We start from the raw sequence: 25,065 nt of genomic DNA, 5'->3' as shown, positions 1-25,065 counted from the left end.
CCTGATGGGGAAACCGTATGGCCCGAGTGCTGATTGTCGACGACTCGCCGACAGAGATGTACAGATTGACCGAATGGCTCGAGAAGCATGGCTACCAGGTGCTCAAGGCCAGCAACGGTGCCGATGGCGTGGCCCTGGCCCGCCAGGACAAGCCGGATGCGGTGCTGATGGACATCGTCATGCCCGGCATGAACGGCTTCCAGGCCACCCGCCAGCTCAGCAAGGACCCTGAAACCAGCGCCATCCCGGTGATCGTGGTCACCACCAAGGACCAGGAAACCGACCGCATCTGGGCCACGCGCCAGGGCGCTCGCGATTTCCTGACCAAGCCGGTGGAAGAGGACGCGCTGATCGCCAAGCTCAAAGAGGTGCTGGGCGCTTGACCACACGCCCCCAGGGTGCGTCGCTGACCGCCTTCGAGCTGTTGTTGGACATCGACCGCCGCTGCCGCCTGCTGGTGGCCGACCAGCCGCTGCAGGACACGCGCCTGCAGCAGTGGAGCGGTATCGGCTTTCGCATCGCCGGGCAGTGGTTCGTCGCCCCCATGGGTGAGGTGGCTGAAGTGTTGCGCGAGCCGCGCAGCAGCCGGGTGCCCGGGGTGCAGCCTTGGGTGCGCGGCGTCGCCAACCTGCGCGGTCGCCTGCTGCCGGTGATGGACCTGTCGGCGTTCTTCGGCCTTGGGCCGGCGGCCTCGGGCAAGCAGCGCCGCGTGCTGGTGCTGGACCATGACGACCTGTTCGTCGGCCTGTTGGTGGATGAAGTGGTCGGCTTGCAGCATTTCGACCTGAGCAGCCTGGAGCTGTCGCCCCCGCAGCCACTGATCCGCGCCGCGGCGCGTTTCGTCCAGGGGCATTTCCAGCGTGAGCGCAACTGGGCGATCTTCAGCCCCTTCGCCCTGGCCCAGGCGCCAGGCTTTCTCGATGTGGCGTTGTAGAGGACCCTGCGACAGTGAACAAGCCCGCTCCAACCGTCGTTCCCGAAGCCGTGGCCCAGCGCCCGCGCAGCACTGCGCAGATCACTGTGCTGTTCGTGGTGCTGATCCTGTCGATCGTGCTGCTGTTCGCCAACTTCGCCTACCTCAACACCCAGTCCAACCACGACAAGCAGTACATCGGCCATGCCGGCGAGTTGCGCGTGCTGTCCCAGCGCATCGCCAAGAACGCCACCGAGGCGGCGGCGGGCAAGGCCCTGGCGTTCCGGCTGCTGTCCGATGCACGCAACGATTTCGAGCGCCGCTGGAAATACCTGCGCGAGGGTGACAAGGCCACCGGCCTGCCGCCAGCACCGGCCACGGTGCGCGACGAGATGGACGCGGTGCGCCAGGACTGGGAAAACCTGCGGCGCAACACCGACACCATCCTGGCCAGCGAGCAGACCGTGCTGTCCTTGCACCAGGTGGCGGCGACCCTGGCCGAAACCGTGCCACAGTTGCAGGTCGAGTATGAAAAGGTCGTGGAAATCCTGCTGCAGAGCGATGCACCGGCCAGCCAGGTGGCCGTGGCCCAGCGCCAGTTGCTGCTGGCCGAGCGGATTCTCGGTTCGGTCAATACCGTGCTGGCCGGTGACGATACCTCGGTGCAGGCCGCCGACACCTTCGGCCGTGATGCCAGCCGCTTCGGCCAGGTGCTCGAGGGCATGCTCGGTGGCAATCCGGCGATCCAGGTGACCCGTGTCGAAGACCCGGACGCGCGTGCGCGCCTGGCCGAGATCGCCGAGCTGTTCCAGTTCGTTTCCGGCTCGGTCGACGAAATTCTTGAGACTTCACCGGAGCTGCTGCGGGTGCGCGAGGCCGCGAGCAACATCTTCAGCCTGTCGCAGACTCTGCTCGACGAAGCCTCGCACCTGGCCAACGGTTTCGAGAACCTCGCCGGGCGCACCCTCGACACCGTCGGCGGCTACGTGCTCGGCCTGCTGGCGCTGGCCTCGATCATCCTCATCGGCCTGGTGATGGTCCGCGCCACCAACCGCCAACTACGCGACACGGCGGAGAAGAACGAGCGCAACCAGCAGGCGATCATGCGCCTGCTCGATGAAATCGAAGAGCTGGCCGATGGCGACCTGACGGTGACGGTGTCGGTCACCGAAGACTTCACCGGCGCCATTGCCGACTCGATCAACTTCTCGGTGGACCAGTTGCGCGACCTGGTGGCGACCATCAACCACAGCGCCGAGCAGGTCGCCGCTGCGGTGCAGGACACCCAGAACACCGCACGCCAGCTGGCCAAGGCCTCGGAACACCAGGCCGACCAGATCAGCGAGGCGTCGCTGGCGGTGGGCGACATGGTCGAGTCGATCGACCGGGTTTCCGCCCACGCCTACGAGTCGGCCAAGGTCGCCGAGCGTTCGGTGGCCATCGCCAACAAGGGTAACGAGGTGGTGCACAACACCATCCATGGCATGGACAACATCCGCGAACAGATCCAGGACACCGCCAAGCGCATCAAGCGTCTGGGGGAGTCTTCTCAGGAAATCGGCGACATCGTCAGCCTGATCGACGACATTGCCGAACAAACCAATATCCTGGCCCTCAATGCGGCGATCCAGGCTTCGCTCGCGGGTGAAGCCGGGCGCGGCTTCGCTGTGGTCGCTGACGAAGTGCAGCGCCTGGCTGAGCGTTCGTCGTCGGCCACCCGACAGATCGAAGCGCTGGTGCGAACCATCCAGGCCGATACCAACGAAGCGGTGATCTCCATGGAGCAGACCACCGCCGAAGTGGTGCGTGGTGCGCGTCTTGCCCAGGACGCAGGCGTGGCCCTCGCTGAAATCGAGGGCGTTTCGCAGAACCTGGCCGAGCTGATCCACAGTATTTCCGACGCGGCGCAATTGCAGACGTCCTCGGCCGGGCAGATTTCCCACACCATGGCGGTGATCCAGCAGATCACTGCGCAGACCTCCGCCGGTTCCGGCGCTACCGCCGACAGCATCCGTCACCTGGCGAGAATGGCCAGCGAGATGCGCCGTTCGGTGTCTGGTTTCACCTTGCCGGCCCCGGCCGAGCGGCGCTGAGGAGAGGTCTATGGCCGTTACGGCAATGAGCCCCGAGCGTCACGACACGGTCGCCCTGAGCTGGACCAAGGCGGCCATCGCCGATTGCCTGGGCCAGGCGCGCCAGGCGCTGGAGCGTTTTTCCAGCGAGCCGGGCGACCCCGCCTTGCTGGGGTTCTTCGTCGACAACCTGCATCAGGTGCAAGGGTGCCTGACGATGCTCGAGCTCAATGGCGCGGCGCGCCTGGCCGAGGAGCTGGAGTTGCTCGGGCGCGCCCTCTTCGAGGGCCAGGTCAGCCCGCGTGGCGATTGCCTGGGTGCGCTGTTCCGCGGCCTTGAGCAATTGCCGCCCTACCTCGAGCGCCTGCGGGGGGCTCGCCACGACCTGCCGTTGGTGGTGCTGCCGTTGCTCAACCAGTTGCGCCTGTGCCGCGGCGCCGAGCCGCTGGCCCAGGACAGCCTGATGGGAGAGGCGGCGCAGCGCCTGGCGGGGGCCAACGATCTGGCCAACCTCGACCTGTCGCTGGGCAACTGGCGCGACCAGTTGCAGGCCGGCCAAGGCCGCGATGCCCTGCGCTCGGTGATCACTGCCCTGTGCGACGACTTGGTGCGGATCAAGGAGCGGCTCGACCCCTTCGTACGGGGGGATAACGAGCAGCGCGACCCACTCGATGTGCTGATCGCGCCGCTGCGCCATGTTGCCGATACCCTCGCAGTGCTGGGCTTCCAGCAGCCGCGCCGGGTCATCATCGACCAGGTGCTCGCCTTGCAGGCCCTGGCCCAGGGCGAACGTGCCGTGGACGATGCGGTGCTGATGGATGTGGCCGGTGCACTGTTGTACGTGGAGGCGACGCTCAACGGCATGGTCGGCGGCCTTGCCGAGGGCCTGGAAGGCGGTATGCCCGGCTCGGACGTGACCGAGATCCGCCAGCGGGTGTTCGAGGAGTCGCTCTCGGTGTTGCAGCAGGCCAAGGACCTGATCGGCGACTGTCTGGAATCCGGTTGGCCTCGCCAGCGTCTGCAGCCCCTGCCGGGCCTGCTGCAGCAGGTGCGTGGCGCGTTGGCGATGCTGATGCTGCCGACCGCCTCCGAGGTGTTCGGGGTGTCGGCCGATTATGTGCAAGGCTGGTTGTCGCATCTTGAGCAGGAGCCACCGGAGCAGGAGCTGGCCCACCTGGCCGAGGCCCTGAGTGCGGTGGAGTGCTACCTGCAATGGCGTGTCGCCGACCCGCTGGCCGATGCCCAGCGTTTTCTCGACATGGCCTGCGCCAGTCTGGCCGCCCTTGGCCTGCGCTGCAGCCAAGCGCCGGTCATGGCTGAGCCGCAGCGTGCCGATGACGGCATCGACGATGAGCTGCGCGAAGTGTTCCTGGAGGAAACCGCTGAACTGCTGCCGGAGATCGAACGCCAATGGTTGCGCTGGCGTGCCGACAACCAGCAACGCGACGCGCTAATCGAACTGCGCCGTGCCTTGCATACGCTCAAGGGCAGCGGGCGGATGGTGCACGCAGGCGCCGTGGCCGAGCTGGCCTGGGGCGCCGAGCATCTGCTCAACCGTGTGCTGGAAGGACGCATCGTGCTCAGCGGCGAGGGCGCCGTGGCGCTGCAACAGGCCTTTGTGCACCTGCCTGACCTGCTCGCCGACTTTGCGGTGGGTCAGATACCCCGGCTGGCCGATGTCGAGCAGCTCAGCAGCCATCTGCACGCCCTGGCGGTCAACGACACCGCGTCTGCCAGCGACAGTGACGGGCTCGATCCGCAACTGCTGGAGATCTTTCGCAACGAGGCCCAGGGCCATCTGGCCAGCCTCGACAGTTTCCTCATGGCTGCCAAAGGCCAGGACACCCCGGTCAGCGACAGCCTGCAACGCGCGCTGCATACCCTCAAGGGCAGCGCGGCCATGGCCGGGGTGATGCCGATCGCGGAGCTTGCCACCGCCTTCGACCGCCTGGCGCGTGAATACAAGGCGCACCAACTGCCGTTGGAAGTGGCGGATATCGAATGGCTGGAAGCGTCGCGCAGCCTGTTCCAGCTGGGCCTGGCCCAGCTTGAGCGCACACCGTTGGCACCGATTCCTGGCGCTGCGCAACTGATCGAGCAGGTCGGCGAAGCGGTGGATGCACGCCTGGCGGTGCTGCAGGACGCAGCGCCGCACACCCGCCGCAACCGTCGTGATCCACAACTGATCGCCAGCTTCCTGGCTCAGGGCATGGATATCCTGCTCGATGCCGAGTCGCTGTTGTCGCGTTGGCAGGAGCATCCGCGCGAACGCCAGGAGCTGGACACGCTGCTTGATGAGCTGACGACCCTGGCCCATGGTGCGCACCTGGCCGATTTCTGGCAGGTGGATGAGCTCTGCGAAGCGCTGCTCGATCTGTATGGGGCGGTTGAGGAGGGCAGCCTGGTCGCCAACGGGCATTTCTTCGCCCAGGCGCGGCAGGCCCACGAAGCCCTGATCGACATGCTCGATGAGATTGCTGCCGGGCAGGAGGTCACCCCGCGCAGCGAGTGCCTGGATGGCTTGCGTGCGTTGCTGGACGGGGCGCTCGACCCGGCGGCAACCGGGCGGGTGGGCGAGCAGGGCGTGACCCCGCTGGCCACGGCCATGGACCTGCCGGAGCCGGCAGTGGTGCAGTTGTTCCTCGACGAGGCCGGCGACATCCTCGACAGCGCCGATCAGGCTTTGCAGCGCTGGCGACAGGAGCCGGAAGCCAGCTCGGCGGTGTCCGCGTTGCAGCACGATGTGCAGACCTTGCGCGGCGGTGCGCAGATGGCCGCGATTGGCGCCATCGAAGTGCTCGCCCAGGAGCTGGCGTTGCTCTACGAAGGGCTGGTCGATCGGCGGTTGGCCGCCAGCGGTGCGCTGTTCGAGCTGCTGCAGCGCAGCCATGCGGCGCTGGGCCAGATGCTCGACAGCCTGCGTCAGGGCGAGCTGCCGTCTTCAGCGGTGGCACTGCTCGGCGAGTTGCGTGAGTTCCGCCATGCGCCGGTCAGCGAGCCGGAGGTGGCAGAAACACCTGGCGACAAGGAGCTGCTGGAAGTCTTCCTCGAAGAAAGCTCGGACATCGTCGAAAGCGCTGCGGCTGCGTTGGCGCGCTGGCAGGCCGACCCGCGCAGCAGTGTCGAGGTGGAAAACCTGCTGCGCGACCTGCACACCCTCAAGGGCGGCGCGCGCATGGTGGAAATCGCCGCCATCGGCGACCTGGCCCATGAGCTGGAGTTTCTCTACGAACTGCTCGCTGCTGGCCGCCTGCCGCCGACGCCCGCGCTGTTCAGCCTGCTGCAGAACTGCCACGACCGCCTTGCGCACATGCTCGACGCCGTACGTCTGGGGCAGCCGCTGCACGCGGCAACGGCGCTGATCGACTACATTCGCAACTTTTCCAGTGCGGCGCTGACCGACAGCGCCGCCGGCCAGCCGCCGGTGGAGGCCGCGCCGCTCGATGTGCCGAGCGCTGCACCCGAGCGAGCGCCGGGGGACATGGTCAAGGTCGATGCCGAACTGCTCGACGACCTGGGCAACCTGGCCAGCGAGCACGCGATCATTCGTGGTCGTATCGAGCAGCAGGTCAACGATGCACAGTTCGCCTTGAGCGAAATGGAAACCACCCTGGAGCGCATGCGCGACCAGTTGCTGCGCCTGGACAACGAAACCCAGGGCCGCATGTCCAGCCGCTGGCAGGCCGAGGGCGACGCCTACGACGATTTCGACCCGCTGGAAATGGACCGCCATTCGCAGTTGCAGCAGCTGTCGCGGGCCTTGTTCGAATCGGCTTCCGACTTGCTCGACCTCAAGGAAACCCTGACCCTGCGGGCCCAGGAGGCGCATGGCCTGCTGCAGCAGCAGGCGCGGGTCAACAGTCAGTTGCAGGAAGGCCTGACCGCCACCCTGATGGTGCCTTTCGAGCGCCTGGTGCCGCGCCTGCAGCGCGTGGTGCGGCAGGTGGCGAGCGAGCTGGGCAAACAGGTCGAACTGGTGGTCGGCAATGCCGAGGGCGAGCTGGACCGCAGCGTGCTCGAGCGCATGGTCGCGCCCCTGGAGCACATGCTGCGCAATGCCGTCGACCATGGCCTCGAGCCGCGCGAGGTGCGCCTGGCGGCAGGCAAGCCGGAGCAGGGCACCATCCACCTCAACCTGCTCCACGAGGGCGCCGACATCGTCATCGAGATGAGCGACGACGGCGCCGGGGTGCCGCTGGAGGCGGTTCGCAAGAAGGCCATCAAGCGCGGCTTGCTGGCGCCGCAGGCGCAGCTCAGCGATCACGAGATCTTGCAGTTCATCCTGCGTCCGGGCTTCTCCACGGCCGAGAAGATCACCCAGATTTCCGGGCGCGGGCTGGGCATGGATGTGGTCCATGAAGAGGTCAAGCAGTTGGGCGGCTCGATGAGCATCGAGTCCAGCCCAGGCAAGGGGGCACGCTTCCAGATCCGCTTGCCGTTCACGGTATCGCTGAACCGGGCGCTGATGGTGCACCTGGGCGAGGAGCAGTACGCCATCCCGCTCAACACCATCGAGGGCATCGTCCGCGTGCCGCCCGCCGAGCTCGAGGCCTGCTACCAGCTGGATCCGCCGCGCTATCGCTATGCAGGGCACGCCTACGACCTGCGCTACCTGGGCGAGCTGTTGCAGGATGTCGGCCGTCCGCGCCTGCTGGGGCAAAGCCTGCCCTTGCCGGTGCTACTGGTGCATGCCCAGGAGCAGTCGTTCGCGATCCAGGCCGATGGCCTGTCACCGAGCCGCGAAATCGTGGTGAAAAGCCTGGGGCCACAATTCGCTGCGGTGCCGGGCTTGTCTGGTGCGACCTTGCTCGGTGATGGGCGGGTGGTGCTGATTCTCGACCTGCTTGGTCAGCTGCGCGGCCAGCAGCGGCGCCTGGCGCGGTTGCCGGTGGGTGACGGCGAGCGGCGCCAGCTGTTCGGCCCGGCGGCGCGGCGTCCGTTGCTGGTGATGGTGGTCGATGATTCGGTCACCGTGCGCAAGGTCACCAGCCGCCTGCTGGAACGTCACGGCATGAGCGTGTTGACCGCCAAGGACGGGGTCGATGCGATGGCCCTGCTGGAGGAGCACCGCCCTGACGTGCTGCTGCTGGACATCGAGATGCCGCGCATGGACGGCTTCGAAGTGGCGACGCGGGTGCGGCGTGACAACCGCCTGCACGACTTGCCGATCATCATGATCACCTCGCGTACCGGGCAGAAACACCGCGACCGGGCCATGGCCATCGGCGTCAACGAATACCTCGGCAAGCCTTACCAGGAGTCGCTCCTGTTGCAGAGCATCGCCCACTGGAGCCAGCCTCATGCTTGAACATATCGCCGGTCAGCGCAGCAGCCTCACCGGGCTGTTGCTGCCCCTGGGCGACCGTACCCTGGTGCTGCCCAACGTTGCGGTGGCCGAGCTGATCGGCGAGCGTGCGTTCGTCTGCGAACTGCATGAGCCGGCCTGGCACATGGGCTGGATCGACTGGCGCCAGCAGTGTCTGCCGCTGATAGGCTTCGAGGCCGCCTGTGGCGGTGAAACGCCCTGTGGCGAGCGGGCGCGGATCGTCGTGCTCAACGCCTTGGGCGATACCGGGCTGCGCTACCTGGCGCTGCTGCTGCAGGGGATCCCGCGCTCGTGCAAGCTCGACAGCCAGTTGAACTATGTGGATGTGCCGCTGGGGGCGCTGGAGCTGGCGGCGGTGCAGGTGGGTGAACAGGTGGCGCGGGTGCCGGACCTGGCGGCGCTGGAGCGGCTGGTGCGTGACGCGGATCTGCAACCTTCGGCGCAGTAGGATGGTGCTCGTGCGGGCCCTGTCGCGCCACTGCCCGCCAGGAACCCATTGACCTTGGGGAGGTCTGAGCCTGCATGTACTACGGTGAACGCTTCAACGCCTGGACCCACCTGGTCGGTGCCGTCCTGGCCTGTATCGGTGCCATCTGGCTGATCGTCGTCGCGGGCTTGCAGGGCGACCCCTGGAAGATCGTCAGCTTCTCCATCTACGGCTTCACACTGCTGTTGCTCTACAGCATATCCACGCTCTATCACAGCACGCGCGGCCGGGCGAAGGTGGTCATGCGCAAGCTCGATCACCTGTCGATCTACCTGCTCATCGCCGGCAGCTATACACCGTTCTGCTTGGTCAGCCTGCGCGGGCCGTGGGGCTGGAGCCTGTTCGGCATCGTCTGGGGCCTGGCGGTGATCGGCATGCTGCAGGAGATCAAGCCGCGCTCCGAGGCGCGGGTCTTGTCGATCATCATCTACGCGGTGATGGGCTGGATCGTGCTGGTGGCGGTCAAGCCACTGCTCTACAGCCTCGGTGGCGCCGGCTTTGCCTGGCTGGCGGCCGGCGGCGTGCTGTACACCGTGGGCATTATCTTTTTCGCCTTCGACAGCCGCTTTCGCCACTGGCACGGCATCTGGCACCTGTTCGTCATCGCTGGCAGCCTGATGCATTTTGTCGCGGTGTACTTCTTCGTGCTTTAAAAGTCGCCCCACAGCTGCTGCGCCACCGATAGCGCCACCACCGGCGCCGTCTCGGTGCGCAGTACGCGAGGGCCGAGGCGGGCGGCATGGAAGCCGACGCCCTTGGCCTGATCGACTTCAGCATCGCTCAAGCCTCCCTCAGGTCCGATCAGGAAGGCCAGGCGTGTCGGTTTGTCATGGCTGGTCAGCGGCTCGGCCACCGGGTGCAGGACCAGCTTGAGATCGGCCTCGCTGTCTTTCAGCCATTCGGCCAGGGTCACCGGCGGGTGGATCACTGGCAGCGTAGAGCGCCCGCATTGTTCGCAGGCGCTGATCGCCACCTGGCGCCAGTGAGCCAGGCGCTTGTCGGCGCGCTCGTCCTTCAGGCGCACTTCGCAGCGCTCGCTGACGATCGGGGTGATTTCGCTGACGCCCAGCTCGGTGGCTTTCTGGATCGCCCAGTCCATGCGCTCGCCACGGGACAGCCCCTGGCCGAGGTGGATGTGCAGCGGCGAGTCGGGCTGGCCGGGCAGGGCCTGGTCGAGGCTGACCCGCACGGATTTCTTGCCCACGTCGAGCAACTGGCCGAGGTATTCCTGGCCACTGCCGTCGAACAGTTGCACGGCGGCGCCGGCGCTCATGCGCAGCACGCGGCCGATGTAGTGGGCCTGGGCTTCGGGGAGGTCGTGTTCGCCGAGGGCGAGGGGGGCGTCGATGAAGAAACGGGACAGTCTCATGGTTCGGCTCGGAATAGGGGTGTGGACATCATCCTCTGTGGGAGCGGGCTTGCCCGCGAATGCGGTGATGAAATTCACTGACGCATTCGCGGGCAAGCCCGCTCCTACAGAGTTAGGCGGGGAGTTTTCCGGCCTAGCCCGGATCGCGGAAGTCAGGATGGAAATCGGCAGGCACCGCCACGCTGACACTGTCACGGGTGGCGATATCGATGCCTTCGCTGGCCACTTCGGCCAGGAAGTCGATCTGCTCCGGGGTGATCACGTAGGGCGGCAGGAAATACACCACGCTGCCCAGTGGACGCAACAGCGCGCCGCGGGTCAGGGCATGCTCGAAGACCTTCAGGCCGCGGCGTTCCTGCCACGGATAGGCGACCTTGCCGGCCTTGTCCTTGACCATTTCGATGGCCAGGGCCATGCCGGTCTGGCGCACTTCGGCCACGTTCGGGTGATCGACCAGGTGCGCGGTGGCGCTGGCCATGCGCGCCGACAGCGCTTTGTTGGCGTCGATCACCTGGTCCTGCTCGAAGATGTCCAGGGTCGCCAGCGCCGCGGCGCAGGCCAGTGGGTTGCCGGTGTAGCTGTGCGAATGAAGGAAGGCGCGCAGGGTCGGGTAGTCGTCGTAGAAGGCCTGGTACACGTCATCGGTGGTCAGGCAGGCGGCTAGTGGCAGGTAGCCACCGGTCAGGGCCTTGGACAGGCAGAGGAAGTCTGGGCGGATACCGGCCTGCTCGCAGGCGAACATCGTGCCGGTGCGGCCGAAGCCGACGGCGATTTCGTCATGGATCAGATGCACACCGTAACGGTCGCAGGCTTCGCGCAGCAGCTTGAGGTAAACCGGATGATACATGCGCATGCCGCCAGCGCCCTGGATCAGCGGCTCGACGATGACCGCGGCGATCGTGGCGTGGTGTTCGGCCAGGGTCTGCTCCATGGCTGCGAACATGTTGCGCGAATGTTCCTCCCAACCCATGCCTTCAGGGCGCAGGTAGCAATCGGGGCTGGGCACCTTGATGGTGTCGAGCAGCAGGGCCTTGTAGGTTTCGGTGAACAGTGGCACATCGCCGACCGACATCGCGGCGATGGTTTCGCCGTGGTAGCTGTTGGTCAGGGTAACGAAGCGCTTCTTGGCGCCTTGGCCCTTGTTCTGCCAGTAGTGGAAGCTCATCTTCAGCGCCACTTCGATGCATGACGAGCCGTTGTCGGCGTAGAACACTCGATCCAGCCCGGCCGGAGTCATGGCCACCAGGCGCTCGGACAGCTCGATCACCGGCTGATGGCTGAAGCCTGCAAGGATGACGTGTTCGAGCTGGTCGACCTGATCCTTGATGCGCTGGTTGATGCGCGGATTGGCATGGCCGAAGACGTTGACCCACCAGGAGCTGACCGCGTCCAGATAGCGCTTGCCCTCGAAGTCCTCGAGCCAGACACCCTCGCCGCGGCGGATCGGGATCAGCGGCAGGCTCTCGTGGTCTTTCATCTGGGTGCAGGGGTGCCACAGGACCTTGAGGTCGCGCTGCATCCACTGTTGATTCAGGCCCATGGGCGGATCTCCTGGCTGGGGTGGCAAGTAGGACGGCGTAAGCCTAAGCAAAGGCACCCCCAGGAACAACCTTGGATTTTGTGCAGGCTTGTGTGGGAGTGGGCTTGTCGGGACGCCGAACCGCCGCGAAGGACCCACCACAGAAACCTGAACCATTCGAAGCACTTGATAGCGCTGTGCTGGCAGGCTCCTGGGACCTGACGTATTCTTAGCGCTTCTCTCCTGGGGAGATCCTCCCCACTTACATTTCGCTTCTGATCCGGAGTTCGCCGACATGGCTGCTGCTTGGGTGCGCCTGTGCGCGTTGGTATTGATTGGTGCATCCAGCGCTGGTGCGCTGGCGAAGGACAAGACCCCCACGGCCATTGTCGTCGGTGGTGGCCTGGCCGGCCTGACGGCAGCCTACGAGCTGCAGTCCAAGGGCTGGCAGGTGACCCTGCTCGAAGCCAAGGGCGGCATGGGGGGCCGTTCGGGGCTGGCGACCAGCGAGTGGATCGGCAACAACAAGGCGCAGCCGGTACTCAATCAGTACCTGGACCGATTCAAGCTGGAAACCTTGCCTGCGCCCGAGTTCGTGCGTACCCCAGGCTACCTGATCGACGGCGAGTACTTCAGCGCGGCCGACCTCGCCACCAAGCAGCCCGCGACCGCCGAGGCGATCAAGCGCTACGAGAAGACCCTCGATGACCTGGCCCGTTCGATCGATGATCCGCTGAACCCGGCTGCCAACAGCACGTTGTTCGCCCTCGATCAGATCAACGTCTCCACCTGGCTGGACAAGCTGCAACTGCCGGCGACCGCCCGTCAGTTGATCAACCAGCAGATCCGTACCCGCTATGACGAGCCCTCGCGCCTGTCGTTGCTCTATTTCGCCCAGCAGAGCCGGGTCTATCGTGGGGTTGGCGATCGTGACCTGCGCGCCGCACGCCTGCCCGGCGGCAGCCCGGTACTGGCACAGGCCTTCGTCAAGCAACTCAAGACCATCAAGACCAGCTCGCCGGTCACCGCCATCGTCCAGGACAAGGACGGCGTCACCGTCAAGGTGGGGGCCGTGGGCTACCAGGCTGACTATCTGGTCCTTGCCGTGCCGCTGCGCGCGCTGGCCAAGATCCAGATGACGCCGGGACTGGACAACCAGCATCTGGCGGCACTCAAAGGCACCAACTACGGCTGGCGCGACCAGTTGCTGCTCAAGTTCAAGAACCCGGTCTGGGAGAGCCGCTCGCGTATGTCGGGCGAGATCTTCAGCAACGCAGGCCTGGGCATGCTGTGGATCGAACCGGCGCTCAAGGGCGGTGCCAATGTGGTGATCAACCTGTCCGGCGACAACGCCCGCCTGCTGCAGGCCTTCGGTGACAAGCAGATGGTCGACCAGGTGCTGATTCGCCTGCATGCCTTCTACCCTCAGGCTCGTGGCGCCTTTACCGGTTACGAGGTCAAGCGCTACAGCACCGACGCCGGCACCGGCGGCGCCTACCTGGCCTACGGGCCGGGGCAGATCAGCAAGTACTGGCGTCTGTGGGAGCGCCCGGTGCAACGTGTCGCCTTTGCTGGCGAACACACCGATGCACTTTACCCGGGCACCCTGGAAGGCGCGCTGCGCAGTGGCCAGCGTGCCGCGGGCCAGGTCGAGGACCTGGCCGCTGGCAAATCCTTCGATCCAGTGGTCAAGGCGGCGCCGGTCGCTGCTGCTGCCGGCGCTGCGGCAGTCGGCGCGGCAGCCGCCAAGGACAACAAGCCTGGCTTCTTCTCCCGTCTGTTCGGTGGCGACGACAAACCGGTGGCCAAGACCGAGCCGGTGACCAAGGCCGCCGAGCCGACACCCGCGCCGCCAGCTCCTGCACCTGCAGCCGCACCAGCGGCGCCGGCCATTGCGCCTGTGGCCAAGGAAGAACCGGTCAAGGCTCAACCCGCCAAGGCTGCACCTGCCAAGCACGCACCAGCGCACAAGCCGCCGGCCAAGCAGGCCAGCAAGACGGAGCCGGTGAAGAAGGCCGCCGCAAAAGCCGAGCCCGTCAAGAAGAAATCCTCGACCGACACTCAGGCCAAGGCCAACTGATTGGTCATTGCGGGCACTCGTGGCATTGCCGCGATGTGCCCGCGCTGTTGCCTGCCCTGGCAAGTCCCCCGCGTTCGCCTACTGTTAATGTTTTCTTAATTAGATGAATTCAAAATAAGCTATCGATTTTTTCGATTATAAGAAGCGGACTTTTCCGCTTTATTTCGATACTTATCGCGTTATCTTGTGCACAGCTTTCACGGGGAATACGCCAACATGCAACTGCGCAATTCTGCTTCTCGCTATGGTGCGGTCAGCATCTTCCTGCACTGGGGCGTAGCTCTTGTCGTATTCGGGTTGTTCGGGCTGGGCCTGTGGATGGTCGGTCTCGACTACTACGATCCTTGGCGCAAAGCCGGGCCTGACCTGCACAAGAGCATTGGCCTGGTATTGCTGGCTGTCATGCTGCTGCGGGTACTCTGGCGTTTGATCAGCCCACCTCCACCGGCTCCGGCCAGCCACGGGTCACTCACCCGCTTGGCCGCCAAGCTGGGGCACCTGGCGCTGTATCTGGGGTTGTTCGCGGTCATGGCCGCCGGCTACCTGATCTCCACCGCCGACGGTGTCGGCATTCCGGTCTTCGGTCTGTTCGAAGTACCGGCACTGGTCAGCAACCTGCCCGATCAGGCGGACACTGCCGGTGTGATTCACCTGTACCTGGCCTGGGGGCTGGTGATTTTCGCCATCCTGCATGCCCTGGCAGCCTTGAAACACCATTTCATTGACCGTGACGCGACCCTGGCTCGTATGCTGGGCCGCAAAGCTTGACTCTCAACCTCAATTGCAAAGGAAGGAAGTAAGGATGTTGAAAAAGACTTTTGCCGCCCTGGCGCTCGGTACCGCTCTGATTGGCGCTGGTCAGGCCATGGCAGCTGACTACAAGATCGACAAGGAAGGCCAGCACGCTTTCGTCGACTGGAAGATCAGCCACCTGGGCTACAGCTTCATCCACGGCACATTCAAGGACTTCGACGGCTCGTTCTCCTGGGACAGCGCCAAGCCTGAAGCCAGCAAGATCAGCGTCGACCTGAAGACTGCCAGCCTGTGGTCCAACCATGCCGAGCGTGACAAGCACATCGCCAGCGCCGACTTCCTGGATGTGAAGAAGTATCCGGAAGCCAAGTTCGTCTCCACCGCCGTCAAGTCCACCGGTGACAAGACTGCCGACGTGACCGGCGACCTGACCCTGCATGGCGTGACCAAGCCGGTCACCTTCAAGGCCGTGTTCAATGGCGAGGGCAAGGACCCGTGGGGTGGCGAGCGCGCTGGCTTCAACGCCAAGACCACGCTGAACCTGAACGACTTTGGCATCAAGGGCCCAGGCCCGACTTCCCAGACCCTGGATCTGGACATCAGCCTGGAAGGCGTGAAGCAGAAGTGATTCGCGTCATCTGAAACGACAAGGGGCCGCTATGCGGCCCCTTGTCGTTTCTGTCAGCCCTTGCGGGTCAACAGCGCCGGACGCTCGCCACGTGGGCGGCTCGGCAGGTCATCCAGTTGCTCGGGCGTCGGGTAACGGTCGAGCTTGGATTCCTTGCGGATGATCACAGGCGTGCTCTGCGACTCGCGCGGATTGCGCACGGCAGGTTCCTGGCGGTTGCTGTCGTCCCGGCGCGCACGGCTCGGGTTGCCATCGCGGCGTGCACCACCACCATTGTTGTTGCGGGGGCGCTTCTCGCCAGAACCCTGGCCGCCCTGGCGCTGGCCGCCGCTACCGTTGTTGTTGCGAGGCTGGCCCGAACCCGAACGCTGCCCCTGGCCTTGGGCCTGGCCGCCGTTGCCGCCCGGGCGACGGTTGCGGCCCTGGTTCTTGCCGTTCTGGTAAGGGCTGACGTAGTCGGCGCGGTTGCCGAAGTTGTCGATATCGTCGTCCAGGAACTCTTCCGGGTCGCGATCGGCGGGTACTTTGGGGGCATTGCCTTGGGCCTGGCCGGCCTGCTGCTGACGCGGCTTCCTGTTGTCGCGCTGCTTGCGTGGCTCCTGCTTCTTCTGCTGCGGCTTTTCGCCTGCAGTGCCCTTGTCGGCAGGCTTGTCGGCGGCCTGTTGCTTGGTCTTGCCTTTGTCCTTGCCCTTGTCCTTGCGCCCGCCGCTGCCTTCCTTGCTGCCTTCGGCACGTTGCTGCTGGTTGCGCCCGCCGCGGCCGTTGTTCTGCTGGCGCTCGCGCACCTCGGGTTTCTCGGCCTCGACCTGCGAGGCATCGAAGCCCATCAGGTCGCCATCCGGGATCCTCTGCTTGGTCACCCGCTCGATGCTCTTGAGCAGTTTCTCTTCGTCAGGTGCCACCAGCGAAATGGCTTCACCGGAGCGGCCAGCACGGCCAGTACGACCGATGCGGTGAACGTAGTCTTCCTCGACATTGGGCAGTTCGAAGTTGACCACGTGCGGCAACTGGTCGATATCCAGGCCGCGGGCGGCGATGTCAGTGGCGACCAGCACTCGCACGCTGTTGGCCTTGAAGTCGGCCAGGGCCTTGGTGCGCGCATTCTGGCTCTTGTTGCCGTGGATCGCGGCAGCGGTCAGACCGTGCTTTTCGAGGTACTCGGCAAGGCGGTTGGCGCCGTGCTTGGTACGGGTGAAGACCAGCACCTGTTCCCAGGCGCCGAGGGTGATCAGGTGGGCCAGCAGCGCGCGCTTGTGGCTGGCAGGCAGGCGGTAGACGCGCTGCTCGATACGCTCGACGGTGGTATTGGGCGGCGTGACCTCGATGCGCTCGGGGTTGTGCAGCAACTTGTCGGCGAGGTCGGTGATGTCCTTGGAGAAGGTCGCCGAGAACAGCAGGTTCTGGCGCTTGGCCGGCAGGCGTGCGAGGACTTTCTTCACGTCATGGATGAAGCCCATGTCGAGCATGCGGTCGGCTTCGTCCAGAACGAGAATTTCCACCTTGGACAGGTCGACGCTGCCTTGGCCGGCCAGGTCGAGCAGACGGCCTGGGCAGGCGACCAGAACGTCGACACCCTTGGCCATCGCCTGGATCTGTGGGTTCATGCCGACGCCGCCGAAGATGCAGGCGCTGATGAAGTTCAGGTCGCGGGCATAGATCTTGAAGCTGTCGTGGACCTGTGCGGCCAGTTCGCGGGTCGGGGTCAGGACCAGGACGCGCGGTTGGCGCGGGCCGTGACGCTGCGATTTGTCGGGGTGACCACCTGGGAACAGGCGCTCGAGGATCGGCAGGGCGAAGCCACCGGTTTTACCAGTGCCAGTCTGCGCGGCGACCATCAGGTCGCGGCCTTGCAACACGGCGGGAATGGCCCGCTGTTGCACCGGGGTAGGCTGGGTGTAGCCCGCAGCCTCGATAGCGCGGACAAGTGCCTCGGAGAGACCGAGGGAAGCAAAGGACATGGGCAATCCTGTTCTCGTGTGGGCTGGGCCCTGTGGGATGTTCTGCCTGGCGCGACGGGCATCGGTGGGATGCGATCGCGTCCGGTCCAGCTGGGCTTACACTGCGCATCCTGGAGGCGGCGGGCGGGCACTTGGGGGTGCGTCGCTGCTGGTCGAGATGCCTTTTGCGAGGCCGAGCGTCCGGGCGTGAGCCGGGCGGGAAGGCCCGAGTATAACAGAGCTATCGCGATGTGCTGCGATCCTGCTGCTCAACGGCGTCGAGAAAATGTTCGGCGAAGTTTGCATTGCGCGCATGCAGGGCAGTACAGGCGCGCTCCGGGATGGCCAGCAGGACTGTGCTCAGGCTTGCCGTGCGTCGATCAGATGCCGTTCGATATCTTTGTGACGCGTGCCCAGCGACAGACGAAGGCCGGGTTGGCGCAAGCATTCGCGCAGTTGCTCGGGGCTCATGCCGCCCTGGCGCTGATTGAAGTTTTCCAGGGCCTTGTCCCACCACGCCGTGGCGCAGGCGCGGTCGAATTCGTTGTCGTAGGGGTAGCAGCCGTAGAGCAGTTCACGGGCGAACTGGCGGTGACGACTGGGTAGCGTGAGGCTCATGGCCTTGTAGCCGAGGCGGTGCAGGGCGGGGGGGCGAGGCAGTTGATCGTTGACCAGCGTGATGTCGGCCATCGCGGCCTCGCCGAATGGATCGTCGCCGTGCTTGCGCAACCACGCCTGGATCTTGGCACGGAACTGGGCCTTGCGGCTCCAATAGTGATGGATGACGTCGGTGCAGGTGGCCAGTTGAAGCTTGCGGTAGGCGGCGACCGCCAGGCAGAACTCCTCGAGCGTATAGGCCTCGCGCGCCAGGGGATAAAGCTCGTCCATCAGTGCGATGGAGTGGTCCAGGATCGTTGCATCCTGTGCAGTCAGGCCCATGACGCCGGAGTTGACCAGCGGCATCTGGCAGTCGGCCAGGGCACGCTGTTGCAGGAGCGTGAGCAGGTTCTTGTACAGCAGGCACTTCTGGTTTTCGCCGTAGCGACCGCCAATGGCATTGCACAGCAGGCTGCCGGGCTTTACCCGGCGGAACAGCTCTATGGGCGATTGGCGGAAAAAGGTATCGGTATCGATCAGCACTGCCAGCGGGTGCTGTTCGAGGACCTGGCGCAGCAGCACATGCTTGCTGCGAAAGTGATACCCGTGCGGCTGGTTCCAGGTTGTACGCGTGTGCTCATCGAGCAGGTGCACGGTGACGGGCAGCTTGGCGTAGGGTTCGGGGTTGTCGGTGTAGACCTGGATGTCCATGGCTTCACCTGGCGTCTTGCGCAGGTTGGCCAGGGCGCTGACGATGCTGAAGCACGCTTCCTGGTGATAGGTAGCCGGGCCGAAGGCGAGATAGACGAGTTGCGGGGTGTCACGGTTGCACGGCTGCATCGAGGGAAACCTGGCATCAGCTTGAATGATCAAGGCTCCAGTCTACGTTCGGAGCCTTAATCATTGCTTAAGCTATTGTTACCAAAAGGTTTCAGCGTGGCAGCTTGAGATTGTTCCAGATCGCCAGGCTCGGCTCGGCCTGGTTCAGGGTATAGAAGTGCAGCCCCGGCGCACCGCCTTGCAGCAGCTCTTCGCACATCTTGCTGATCACTTCTTCACCGAATGCCTGGATGCTGGCGGCATCGTCGCCGTAGGCTTCCAACTGCTTGCGGATCCAGCGCGGAATCTCGGCACCACAGGCGTCGGAGAAGCGCGCCAGCTTGCTGTAGTTGGTGATCGGCATGATGCCGGGCACTACCGGAATATCCACGCCCAGCTTCTGTACGCGCTCGACGAAGTAGAAGTAGCTGTCGGCGTTGAAGAAGTACTGGGTGATGGCGCTGTCGGCACCGGCCTTGACCTTGTGCACGAAGTTGGCCAGGTCGTCCTCGAAGTTGTGCGCCTGCGGGTGCATTTCGGGGTAGGCGGCAACTTCCAGGTGGAAGTGGTCACCGGTTTCCTGGCGGATGAACTCGACCAGGTCGCTGGCATGGCGCAATTCGCCACTGGCCATGCCCATGCCGGATGGCAGGTCACCGCGCAGGGCGACGATGCGCTTGATCCCGGCCGCCTTGTATTCGGCGATCAGGGCGCGCAGGTCGTCCTTGCTGTCGCCGACGCACGACAGGTGCGGGGCTGCCGGGACCTTCACTTCGTTTTCCAGTTGCAGCACGGTGTTCAGCGTGCGGTCGCGAGTCGAGCCGCCGGCGCCGTAGGTGCAGGAGAAGAAGTCGGGGTTATAGGTGGCCAGTTGACGGGCAACGGCCATGAGTTTTTCGTGACCGGCATCGGTCTTGGTCGGGAAGAACTCGAAACTGTAGCGGCGTTCCTGGGACATCGGTCGTTCCTCTGGCAGCGTGCTTCAAGCGCCAAGCTGCAAATAAAAGCCAGATCGGTGATGGCCGATCTGGCTTGGGCGTCGTTCAGATCCTTGCGCTGCTGCGGCGCGCAGTGCGCGCCGCTCGCCGCTTAGTAGCGGTACGCGTCGGGCTTGAACGGGCCTTCGACAGTCACGCCGATGTACTCGGCCTGCTGTGGGGTCAGCTGGGTGACTACACCGCCGAAGCCGCGGACCATTTCCAGGGCCACTTCTTCGTCGAGCTTCTTGGGCAGCACTTCGACGGTCAGGCGCTCGGCCTTCTTCGCAGCTGGCAGCTCGGCGAACTTCTGCTCGAACAGGAAGATCTGCGCCAGTACCTGGTTGGCGAACGAGCCGTCCATGATGCGGCTCGGGTGGCCGGTGGCGTTGCCCAGGTTCACCAGACGGCCTTCGGCCAGCAGGATCAGGTAGTCGTCATTCTGCGGATCGAAGGTGCCGGCGCCGGTGCGGTGGATCTTGTGCACCTGTGGCTTGACCTCTTCCCATGCCCAGTTCTTGCGCATGAAGGCGGTGTCGATCTCGTTGTCGAAGTGACCGATGTTGCAGACCACTGCGCGCTTTTTCAGGGCCTTGAGCATGTTGGCGTCGCAGACGTTGACGTTACCGGTGGTGGTGACGATCAGGTCGATGCGGCCCAGCAGGTCCTTGTTGATGCCAGCTTCGGTACCGGTGTTGATACCGTCCTTGAACGGCGAGACCACTTCGAAGCCGTCCATGCAGGCCTGCATGGCGCAGATCGGGTCGACTTCGGTGACCTTGACGATCATGCCTTCCTGACGCAGGGACTGGGCCGAGCCCTTGCCCACGTCGCCGTAGCCGATCACCAGGGCCTGCTTGCCCGACAGCAGGTGGTCGGTGCCGCGCTTGATGGCGTCGTTCAGGCTGTGACGGCAGCCGTACTTGTTGTCGTTCTTGCTCTTGGTGACCGAGTCGTTGACGTTGATCGCCGGGACTTTCAGCTCGCCTTTGGCCAGCATGTCCAGCAGGCGGTGCACGCCAGTGGTGGTCTCTTCGGTCACGCCGTGGATCTTGTCCAGCATGGCCGGGTATTTCTTGTGCAGGATTTCGGTCAGGTCACCGCCGTCGTCCAGAACCATGTTGGCGTCCCAGGGCTGGCCATCTTTCAGGATGGTCTGCTCGATGCACCACTCGTACTCCTGCTCGGTTTCGCCTTTCCAGGCGAACACCGGGATACCGGCAGCGGCGATGGCGGCAGCAGCCTGGTCCTGGGTGGAGAAGATGTTGCAGGACGACCAGCGCACTTCGGCGCCCAGAGCGATGAGGGTCTCGATCAGCACGGCGGTCTGGATGGTCATGTGGATGCAGCCGATGATCTTGGCGCCCTTGAGCGGTTGCTCGGCTTGATACTTGCGGCGCAGGCCCATCAGTGCGGGCATTTCCGATTCGGCGATGATGACTTCCTTGCGGCCCCAGTCGGCCAGGGAGATGTCGGCGACCTTGAAGTCGGAAAAACCAGCGGGCGTGTTTACAGCGCTCATGAAGAGCCTCCATTCGTAGTGTGCGAATGGGCGCCGTTGTGCGTTGAGCGTCCGCAGCAGCGGACAACGCCCCATCCGAGCCTGACAGGTGAACCTGCTGCAGCGCCCCTCGGACAGGTGGCGGGATGACCACCGCAGCGGGTGGCCATTGGAAAACGGCGAGATTATAGCCGCGCCCGTGTGACACACCCAAGACTTTCTGTCGATTTATCGCGACGATAGTCGATGTTCAATGGAGGCTGACCGGCGGGTCTGCCATCATTACCCCACGTCAGTCAGGCACGTCAGGAGTTGTAATGAATTTCCACACGCGCAAATGGGTAAAACCCGAAGACCTCAATCCCAACGGCACCCTGTTCGGTGGCAGCCTGTTGCGCTGGATCGACGAGGAAGCGGCGATCTACGCCATCGTCCAGTTGGGCAACCAGCGGGTGGTGACCAAGTATATTTCCGAGATCAACTTCGTCAGCGCCTCGCGCCAGGGCGAGATCATCGAGCTGGGTATCACCGCCACCGAGTTCGGCCGCACCTCGATCACCCTGCAGTGCGAAGTGCGCAACAAGATCACCCGCAAGAGCATCCTCACCGTCGACAAGATGGTCTTCGTCAACCTGGGCGAGGATGGCCTGCCTGCACCGCACGGGCGCACCGAGATCAAGTACATCCAGGATCAGTTCCCGGATTCGGCGGTGGAGTAGAGCTGGAAACCGTGCGGCGCACTTCGCGAGCTTGCCCGCGAAGTGCGCGCCATCGTCATCACGGCTGGGCGCTTACCCGGCGCACCGCCTTGCCGATTGTCAGCCCCTGCACCAGGATCGACGACAGCACCACGATGTAGGTGATCGACAGCAACAGGTCGCGTTCGTCACCCACCGGCAGCGACAGCGCCAGGGCCACCGATACACCCCCGCGCAAGCCTCCCCAGGTCAATACCCGCACCGTGCCACGTGGCACTTCGCGCCAGCGCCGCAGCAAGACGATGGCTGGTGCCACGGTCAACAGGCGCGATGCCAGCACCGCGACCGCCAGCACGCCACCCGCTGCCAGGTGCAGCCAGTTGAACGGCAGCAGCAACAGCTCCAGGCCGATCAGGGCGAAGAGCAGGGCGTTGAGCATGTCGTCGATCAGCTCCCAGAAACCGTCCATGTAACGACGGGTCATGTCGTTCATCGCCAGGTTACGCCCCAGGTTGCCGATGATCAGGCCGGCTACCACCATGGCGATCGGCGCCGACACGTGCAGTTCGTAGCACATGGCCGAGCCGCCGATCACCAGCGCCAAGGTCAGCATCACCTCGACCTGATACTGCTCGATGCTCTTGATCATGCGGTAGGTGGCGTAGCCGATCAGTCCACCGAACACCACGCCGCCTACGGCTTCGCGGGCGAACAGGATGGCGGTGTCGGAAACGCTTGGCGTCTCGCCGAGCTGGATGATGCCCAGCAGCACGGTGAACACCACCACCGCGGTGCCGTCGTTGAACAGCGACTCACCGACGATGGTGGTCTTCAGCGGTTTGGAGGCGTTGGCGGTACGCAGTGCACCGAGCACCGCGATGGGGTCGGTCGGCGAGATCAGCGCGCCGAAGAGCAGGCAATAGATCAGCGGTACGTCCCAGCCGAACATCGCGAACACCCAGTGGGCGAGATAGCCGATTACCACGGTGGCGATCAGAACGCCGATGGTGGCGAGCAGGCCGATTGGCCAGCGGTAGCTGCGCAGGTCGCCGAGGTTGACGTGCAACGCGCCCGCGAACAGCAGGAACGACAGCATCCAGTGCATCAGCAGGTCATTGAAGTCGATCTGGTTCATCAAGCCTTCGACGCGTTCCTCCAGGCCGGGAAAGCCGATCAGGCTCAGGCCTTGCAGGATCAGTGAGAACAGCAGGGCGGTGACCATCACGCCGATGGCGGGCGGCAGGCCGATGAAACGGTAGTTCACATAGGTGAGGAGGGTGGTGAGGCAGATGAACGCGGCAACTAATTCAAGCATCCTGAATCCTGTGACAATGGCTTCCAAGTCGTAACCCGAACAGCTCGGGCAGTTCTTTGATGGCCTGACGGAGCACTCGGGACACACCTTATGACCGGAATTATCAGGATCGTTCCTCAATTCACGGCTGAAGCGGCGCCTACAGGCGCTGCCCGGATCGCGTATATAGTGACGCGAGTCTTGTTCAAGGAACCTTCCGCGTGCTGGCAACTTCCCTCGTCCTGATCGCCGCCCTGCTGCATGCCACCTGGAACACCCTCATCAAGTTCAGCGCAGAACGCCTGCTGGTGATCGCCAGCATGGACGCGGTGGCCCTGGTCTTCGCGGTGCTCGCGGTGGCGTTCGTCGAGCCCCCTCCGGCCGCGATCTGGCCGTGGCTGCTGGCCTCGGCGCTGGCCGAGCAGGTCTATCGTGTCCTGCTGATCAAGGCCTACCGGGTCGGTGACCTGGGCTTGGTCTATCCTCTGATGCGTGGATTGTCGCCGCTGGTGGTGCTGGGGCTGACCCTGGCTTTCGCCGGTGAGTCGCTGAGCGGCCAGCAGATCATTGGCATCCTGCTGATCCCCTGCGGCATGGCTTGTCTGCTCTGGCAGGGCGGTGGCGGTGATCGGCTGCCCTGGTCGATGCTGCCGGTGGTGGCGCTGATCGGCCTGTGCATCGGCTGTTACACCTGGTTCGACGGCCAGGCGGTGCGCCTGTGGGGTAAACCGTGGGACTACCTGGTCTGGCTCACTCTGCTGAGTGCCTGGCCGTTCCCGGTGCTGGCGGGCCTGGCCCGACGTGCACCCTTCGTGCTGTTCTGGCGCAGCCAATGGCGACTCGGGTTGGCGGTCGGGCTGTGTGTATTGCTGAGTTATGCCCTGGTGTTGTGGGCCATGCATCTGGGGTCGGTGGCGGAGGCGGCGGCGCTGCGGGAGGTCAGTGTGATCCTGGTGGTGCTGCTGGGCATGCGCTATCTCAAAGAACCTTTTGGCGGCCCGAGACTCCTAGCTTGCGGGCTGGTCCTGGCAGGCATGCTGGTGATGAAGCTCTGACCTTTCTGAACGAGGAGCCTGTCCATGACCGTTGCCCTGTGGTGCATCCTGATCACCCTGGTCCTGCCGCCGTTGTGCGCATTGATTGCCAAAGTCGCCAGTGGCCGTTTTGGCTTGAGCGACAATCATGATCCGCGAGCCTTTCTCGACACGCTCTCAGGCCTGCCTCGGCGCGCCCATGCGGCGCAGCAGAACGGCTACGAGGCGTTTCCCGCCTTCGCCGCAGCAGTGCTGGTGGCGGATATCGTCGGCAACGCCGAGCAGGTGACCCAGGATGTGCTGGCGGTGCTGTATATCACCAGTCGGCTGCTGTACATCATCTGCTACCTGGCGGACTGGGCGGCGTTGCGCTCGCTGGTGTGGTTCGCCGGATTGGCGTTGATCGTGTCGTTGTTCGTCGTATCGGCATGAAGCTATCGCGGGCTTGCCCCGCGATAGCTTAACCACCGATCACGGCACCTTCGGCACTTCAGGCAGAGCAGCCCCCTTGGGCCACAGCATCCAGATCTGCCCCTGCTGCTTCATGTTCCCAGCCAGCTCGCCGGCCTCTGGGCCGGTCCCCCAGAACAGGTCGGCGCGCACCTCGCCGGTGATCGCGCCGCCGGTGTCCTGCGCACCTACCGGGCGCACCACCGGCGAGCCATCCGGCCGGGTGGTGGACAGCCACAGCAGGCTGCCCAGCGGAATCACCTTGCGGTCGATGGCCACGCTGTAGCCCGCGGTCAATGGCACGTTGAGCGAGCCGCGCGGGCCCTCGTTGCTGTCGGGGCCTGCGGCGAAGAACACATAGCTCGGGTTGCTCGCCAGCAGCTCCGGCACCCGTTGTGGGTTGGCCTGGGCCCAGGCGTGGATGCTGCCCATGGTCACGTCTTCTTTCTTCAACTGGCCCTGGTCCACCAGCCAGCGGCCGATCGGTCGGTAGGGGTGGCCGTTCTGGTCGGCGTAGCCCAGGCGCAGCTGGCGGCCGCTCTCCAGTTGCACGCGACCGGAGCCCTGGATCTGCAGGAACTGCAGGTCCATCGGGTCGGTCAGCCAGGCCA

General features: G+C 64.7%; 20 protein-coding genes and 1 riboswitch. Of the genes, 12 read left to right on the top strand and 8 right to left on the bottom strand.

Annotation, left to right across the window (positions count from 1 at the left end):
• Nucleotides 1-17 precede the first annotated feature (17 nt).
• From pilH to trhA, 6 genes are all read left to right on the top strand, one after another.
• The gene (pilH, locus tag VA602_RS09925; RefSeq protein WP_012274551.1) at nt 18-383 is read left to right on the top strand and encodes a twitching motility response regulator PilH; all 366 of its coding nucleotides are present in this window, start codon (nt 18-20) and stop codon (nt 381-383) included.
• Nucleotides 380-934, top strand: coding sequence for a chemotaxis protein CheW (locus VA602_RS09920; protein WP_323453133.1), 555 nt, complete (start codon nt 380-382; stop codon nt 932-934). Before pilH ends, VA602_RS09920 begins: the two co-directional genes overlap by 4 nt.
• 50 nt (nt 935-984) lie before the next feature.
• Nucleotides 985-3,006 (top strand): methyl-accepting chemotaxis protein, encoded by a 2,022-nt coding sequence (locus VA602_RS09915; protein WP_407682506.1) that lies wholly within the window; start codon nt 985-987, stop codon nt 3,004-3,006.
• A gap of 10 nt (nt 3,007-3,016) precedes the next feature.
• Nucleotides 3,017-8,293 (top strand): Hpt domain-containing protein, encoded by a 5,277-nt coding sequence (locus tag VA602_RS09910; protein ID WP_323453131.1) that lies wholly within the window; start codon nt 3,017-3,019, stop codon nt 8,291-8,293.
• Nucleotides 8,286-8,759 carry a chemotaxis protein CheW gene (locus VA602_RS09905; protein WP_054894834.1) on the top strand — a complete coding sequence of 158 codons (474 nt, stop codon included), beginning with the start codon at nt 8,286-8,288 and terminating at the stop codon, nt 8,757-8,759. Before VA602_RS09910 ends, VA602_RS09905 begins: the two co-directional genes overlap by 8 nt.
• 74 nt (nt 8,760-8,833) lie before the next feature.
• A complete protein-coding gene (gene trhA / locus VA602_RS09900; RefSeq protein ID WP_323453130.1) occupies nt 8,834-9,451 on the top strand; it encodes a PAQR family membrane homeostasis protein TrhA in 618 nt (205 codons plus the stop codon).
• Here trhA and VA602_RS09895 read toward each other — a convergent pair.
• Together VA602_RS09895 and VA602_RS09890 are read right to left on the bottom strand one after the other, a co-directional pair.
• Nucleotides 9,448-10,167: a 16S rRNA (uracil(1498)-N(3))-methyltransferase gene (locus VA602_RS09895; protein ID WP_323453129.1), complete on the bottom strand. Its 720-nt coding sequence runs from the start codon at nt 10,165-10,167 to the stop codon at nt 9,448-9,450. The two genes, trhA and VA602_RS09895, sit on opposite strands and share 4 nt — an antisense overlap.
• A 133-nt stretch (nt 10,168-10,300) precedes the next feature.
• A complete protein-coding gene (locus tag VA602_RS09890; RefSeq protein ID WP_054894831.1) occupies nt 10,301-11,707 on the bottom strand; it encodes an adenosylmethionine--8-amino-7-oxononanoate transaminase in 1,407 nt (468 codons plus the stop codon).
• A 274-nt stretch (nt 11,708-11,981) separates the two neighbouring features.
• Here VA602_RS09890 and VA602_RS09885 point away from each other — a divergent pair, with 274 nt between their 5' ends.
• The 3 genes from VA602_RS09885 to VA602_RS09875 all read left to right on the top strand — a co-directional run bounded on the left by VA602_RS09885 (nt 11,982) and on the right by VA602_RS09875 (nt 15,147).
• Entirely contained in the window at nt 11,982-13,766 is a 1,785-nt protein-coding gene (locus VA602_RS09885; RefSeq protein WP_323453128.1) for a flavin monoamine oxidase family protein, read from the top strand.
• A gap of 216 nt (nt 13,767-13,982) precedes the next feature.
• Nucleotides 13,983-14,534, top strand: coding sequence for a cytochrome b (locus VA602_RS09880; RefSeq protein WP_054894829.1), 552 nt, complete (start codon nt 13,983-13,985; stop codon nt 14,532-14,534).
• A gap of 34 nt (nt 14,535-14,568) precedes the next feature.
• Nucleotides 14,569-15,147, top strand: a complete 579-nt coding sequence (locus VA602_RS09875) for a YceI family protein (RefSeq protein WP_197892016.1) — start codon at nt 14,569-14,571, stop codon at nt 15,145-15,147.
• A gap of 53 nt (nt 15,148-15,200) precedes the next feature.
• On the opposite strand, the gene VA602_RS09870 is transcribed toward VA602_RS09875, so the two are convergent.
• The 4 genes from VA602_RS09870 to ahcY form a co-directional block, all read right to left on the bottom strand.
• Nucleotides 15,201-17,105, bottom strand: a complete 1,905-nt coding sequence (locus tag VA602_RS09870; RefSeq protein ID WP_323453127.1) for a DEAD/DEAH box helicase — start codon at nt 17,103-17,105, stop codon at nt 15,201-15,203.
• A gap of 339 nt (nt 17,106-17,444) precedes the next feature.
• Nucleotides 17,445-18,521, bottom strand: coding sequence for a hypothetical protein (locus VA602_RS09865; protein WP_323453126.1), 1,077 nt, complete (start codon nt 18,519-18,521; stop codon nt 17,445-17,447).
• A gap of 91 nt (nt 18,522-18,612) precedes the next feature.
• The gene (gene metF, locus VA602_RS09860; protein WP_065863854.1) at nt 18,613-19,458 is read right to left on the bottom strand and encodes a methylenetetrahydrofolate reductase [NAD(P)H]; all 846 of its coding nucleotides are present in this window, start codon (nt 19,456-19,458) and stop codon (nt 18,613-18,615) included.
• A gap of 131 nt (nt 19,459-19,589) precedes the next feature.
• Complete coding sequence (ahcY, locus tag VA602_RS09855) at nt 19,590-20,999, bottom strand: adenosylhomocysteinase (RefSeq protein ID WP_065863853.1); 1,410 nt, start codon at nt 20,997-20,999, stop codon at nt 19,590-19,592.
• 21 nt (nt 21,000-21,020) lie between these two features.
• Nucleotides 21,021-21,116: riboswitch (S-adenosyl-L-homocysteine riboswitch) on the bottom strand.
• Between the two features lie 179 nt (nt 21,117-21,295).
• Between ahcY and VA602_RS09850 the strand changes: the two genes are divergently transcribed.
• Nucleotides 21,296-21,697, top strand: a complete 402-nt coding sequence (locus VA602_RS09850; protein ID WP_054894823.1) for an acyl-CoA thioesterase — start codon at nt 21,296-21,298, stop codon at nt 21,695-21,697.
• A 58-nt stretch (nt 21,698-21,755) separates the two neighbouring features.
• Here the strand turns inward: VA602_RS09850 and VA602_RS09845 are convergent, their stop codons facing one another.
• Complete coding sequence (locus tag VA602_RS09845) at nt 21,756-22,991, bottom strand: cation:proton antiporter (RefSeq protein WP_323453125.1); 1,236 nt, start codon at nt 22,989-22,991, stop codon at nt 21,756-21,758.
• A gap of 200 nt (nt 22,992-23,191) precedes the next feature.
• On the opposite strand from VA602_RS09845, the gene VA602_RS09840 reads away from it, so the two are divergent.
• Entirely contained in the window at nt 23,192-24,025 is an 834-nt protein-coding gene (locus tag VA602_RS09840) for a DMT family transporter (RefSeq protein WP_323453124.1), read from the top strand.
• 24 nt (nt 24,026-24,049) lie between these two features.
• Nucleotides 24,050-24,436, top strand: coding sequence for an MAPEG family protein (locus VA602_RS09835; RefSeq protein ID WP_323453123.1), 387 nt, complete (start codon nt 24,050-24,052; stop codon nt 24,434-24,436).
• 39 nt (nt 24,437-24,475) lie between these two features.
• Here VA602_RS09835 and VA602_RS09830 read toward each other — a convergent pair.
• A partial coding sequence (locus VA602_RS09830) for an MltA domain-containing protein (protein WP_323453122.1) occupies nt 24,476-25,065 on the bottom strand: 590 nt, incomplete at its 5' end.

This window comes from Pseudomonas machongensis (genome assembly GCF_034961125.1).
Lineage (GTDB): Bacteria > Pseudomonadota > Gammaproteobacteria > Pseudomonadales > Pseudomonadaceae > Aquipseudomonas > Aquipseudomonas machongensis.
The sequence above is the reverse complement of the archived record's forward strand: the minus strand, read 5'-3'. Positions and strand labels throughout refer to the sequence as shown.

Bases quoted from the DNA above. Each gene is read 5' to 3' on its own strand.
- pilH (WP_012274551.1), top strand. From the start codon at position 18: ATGGCCCGAGTGCTGATTGTCGACGACTCGCCGACAGAGATGTACAGA.
- VA602_RS09910 (WP_323453131.1), top strand. From the start codon at position 3,017: ATGGCCGTTACGGCAATGAGCCCCGAGCGTCACGACACGGTCGCCCTG.
- VA602_RS09905 (WP_054894834.1), top strand. From the start codon at position 8,286: ATGCTTGAACATATCGCCGGTCAGCGCAGCAGCCTCACCGGGCTGTTG.
- trhA (WP_323453130.1), top strand. From the start codon at position 8,834: ATGTACTACGGTGAACGCTTCAACGCCTGGACCCACCTGGTCGGTGCC.
- VA602_RS09895 (WP_323453129.1), bottom strand. From the start codon at position 10,167: ATGAGACTGTCCCGTTTCTTCATCGACGCCCCCCTCGCCCTCGGCGAA.
- VA602_RS09890 (WP_054894831.1), bottom strand. From the start codon at position 11,707: ATGGGCCTGAATCAACAGTGGATGCAGCGCGACCTCAAGGTCCTGTGG.
- VA602_RS09885 (WP_323453128.1), top strand. From the start codon at position 11,982: ATGGCTGCTGCTTGGGTGCGCCTGTGCGCGTTGGTATTGATTGGTGCA.
- VA602_RS09880 (WP_054894829.1), top strand. From the start codon at position 13,983: ATGCAACTGCGCAATTCTGCTTCTCGCTATGGTGCGGTCAGCATCTTC.
- VA602_RS09875 (WP_197892016.1), top strand. From the start codon at position 14,569: ATGTTGAAAAAGACTTTTGCCGCCCTGGCGCTCGGTACCGCTCTGATT.
- VA602_RS09870 (WP_323453127.1), bottom strand. From the start codon at position 17,105: ATGTCCTTTGCTTCCCTCGGTCTCTCCGAGGCACTTGTCCGCGCTATC.
- VA602_RS09865 (WP_323453126.1), bottom strand. From the start codon at position 18,521: ATGCAGCCGTGCAACCGTGACACCCCGCAACTCGTCTATCTCGCCTTC.
- metF (WP_065863854.1), bottom strand. From the start codon at position 19,458: ATGTCCCAGGAACGCCGCTACAGTTTCGAGTTCTTCCCGACCAAGACC.
- ahcY (WP_065863853.1), bottom strand. From the start codon at position 20,999: ATGAGCGCTGTAAACACGCCCGCTGGTTTTTCCGACTTCAAGGTCGCC.
- VA602_RS09850 (WP_054894823.1), top strand. From the start codon at position 21,296: ATGAATTTCCACACGCGCAAATGGGTAAAACCCGAAGACCTCAATCCC.
- VA602_RS09845 (WP_323453125.1), bottom strand. From the start codon at position 22,991: ATGCTTGAATTAGTTGCCGCGTTCATCTGCCTCACCACCCTCCTCACC.
- VA602_RS09835 (WP_323453123.1), top strand. From the start codon at position 24,050: ATGACCGTTGCCCTGTGGTGCATCCTGATCACCCTGGTCCTGCCGCCG.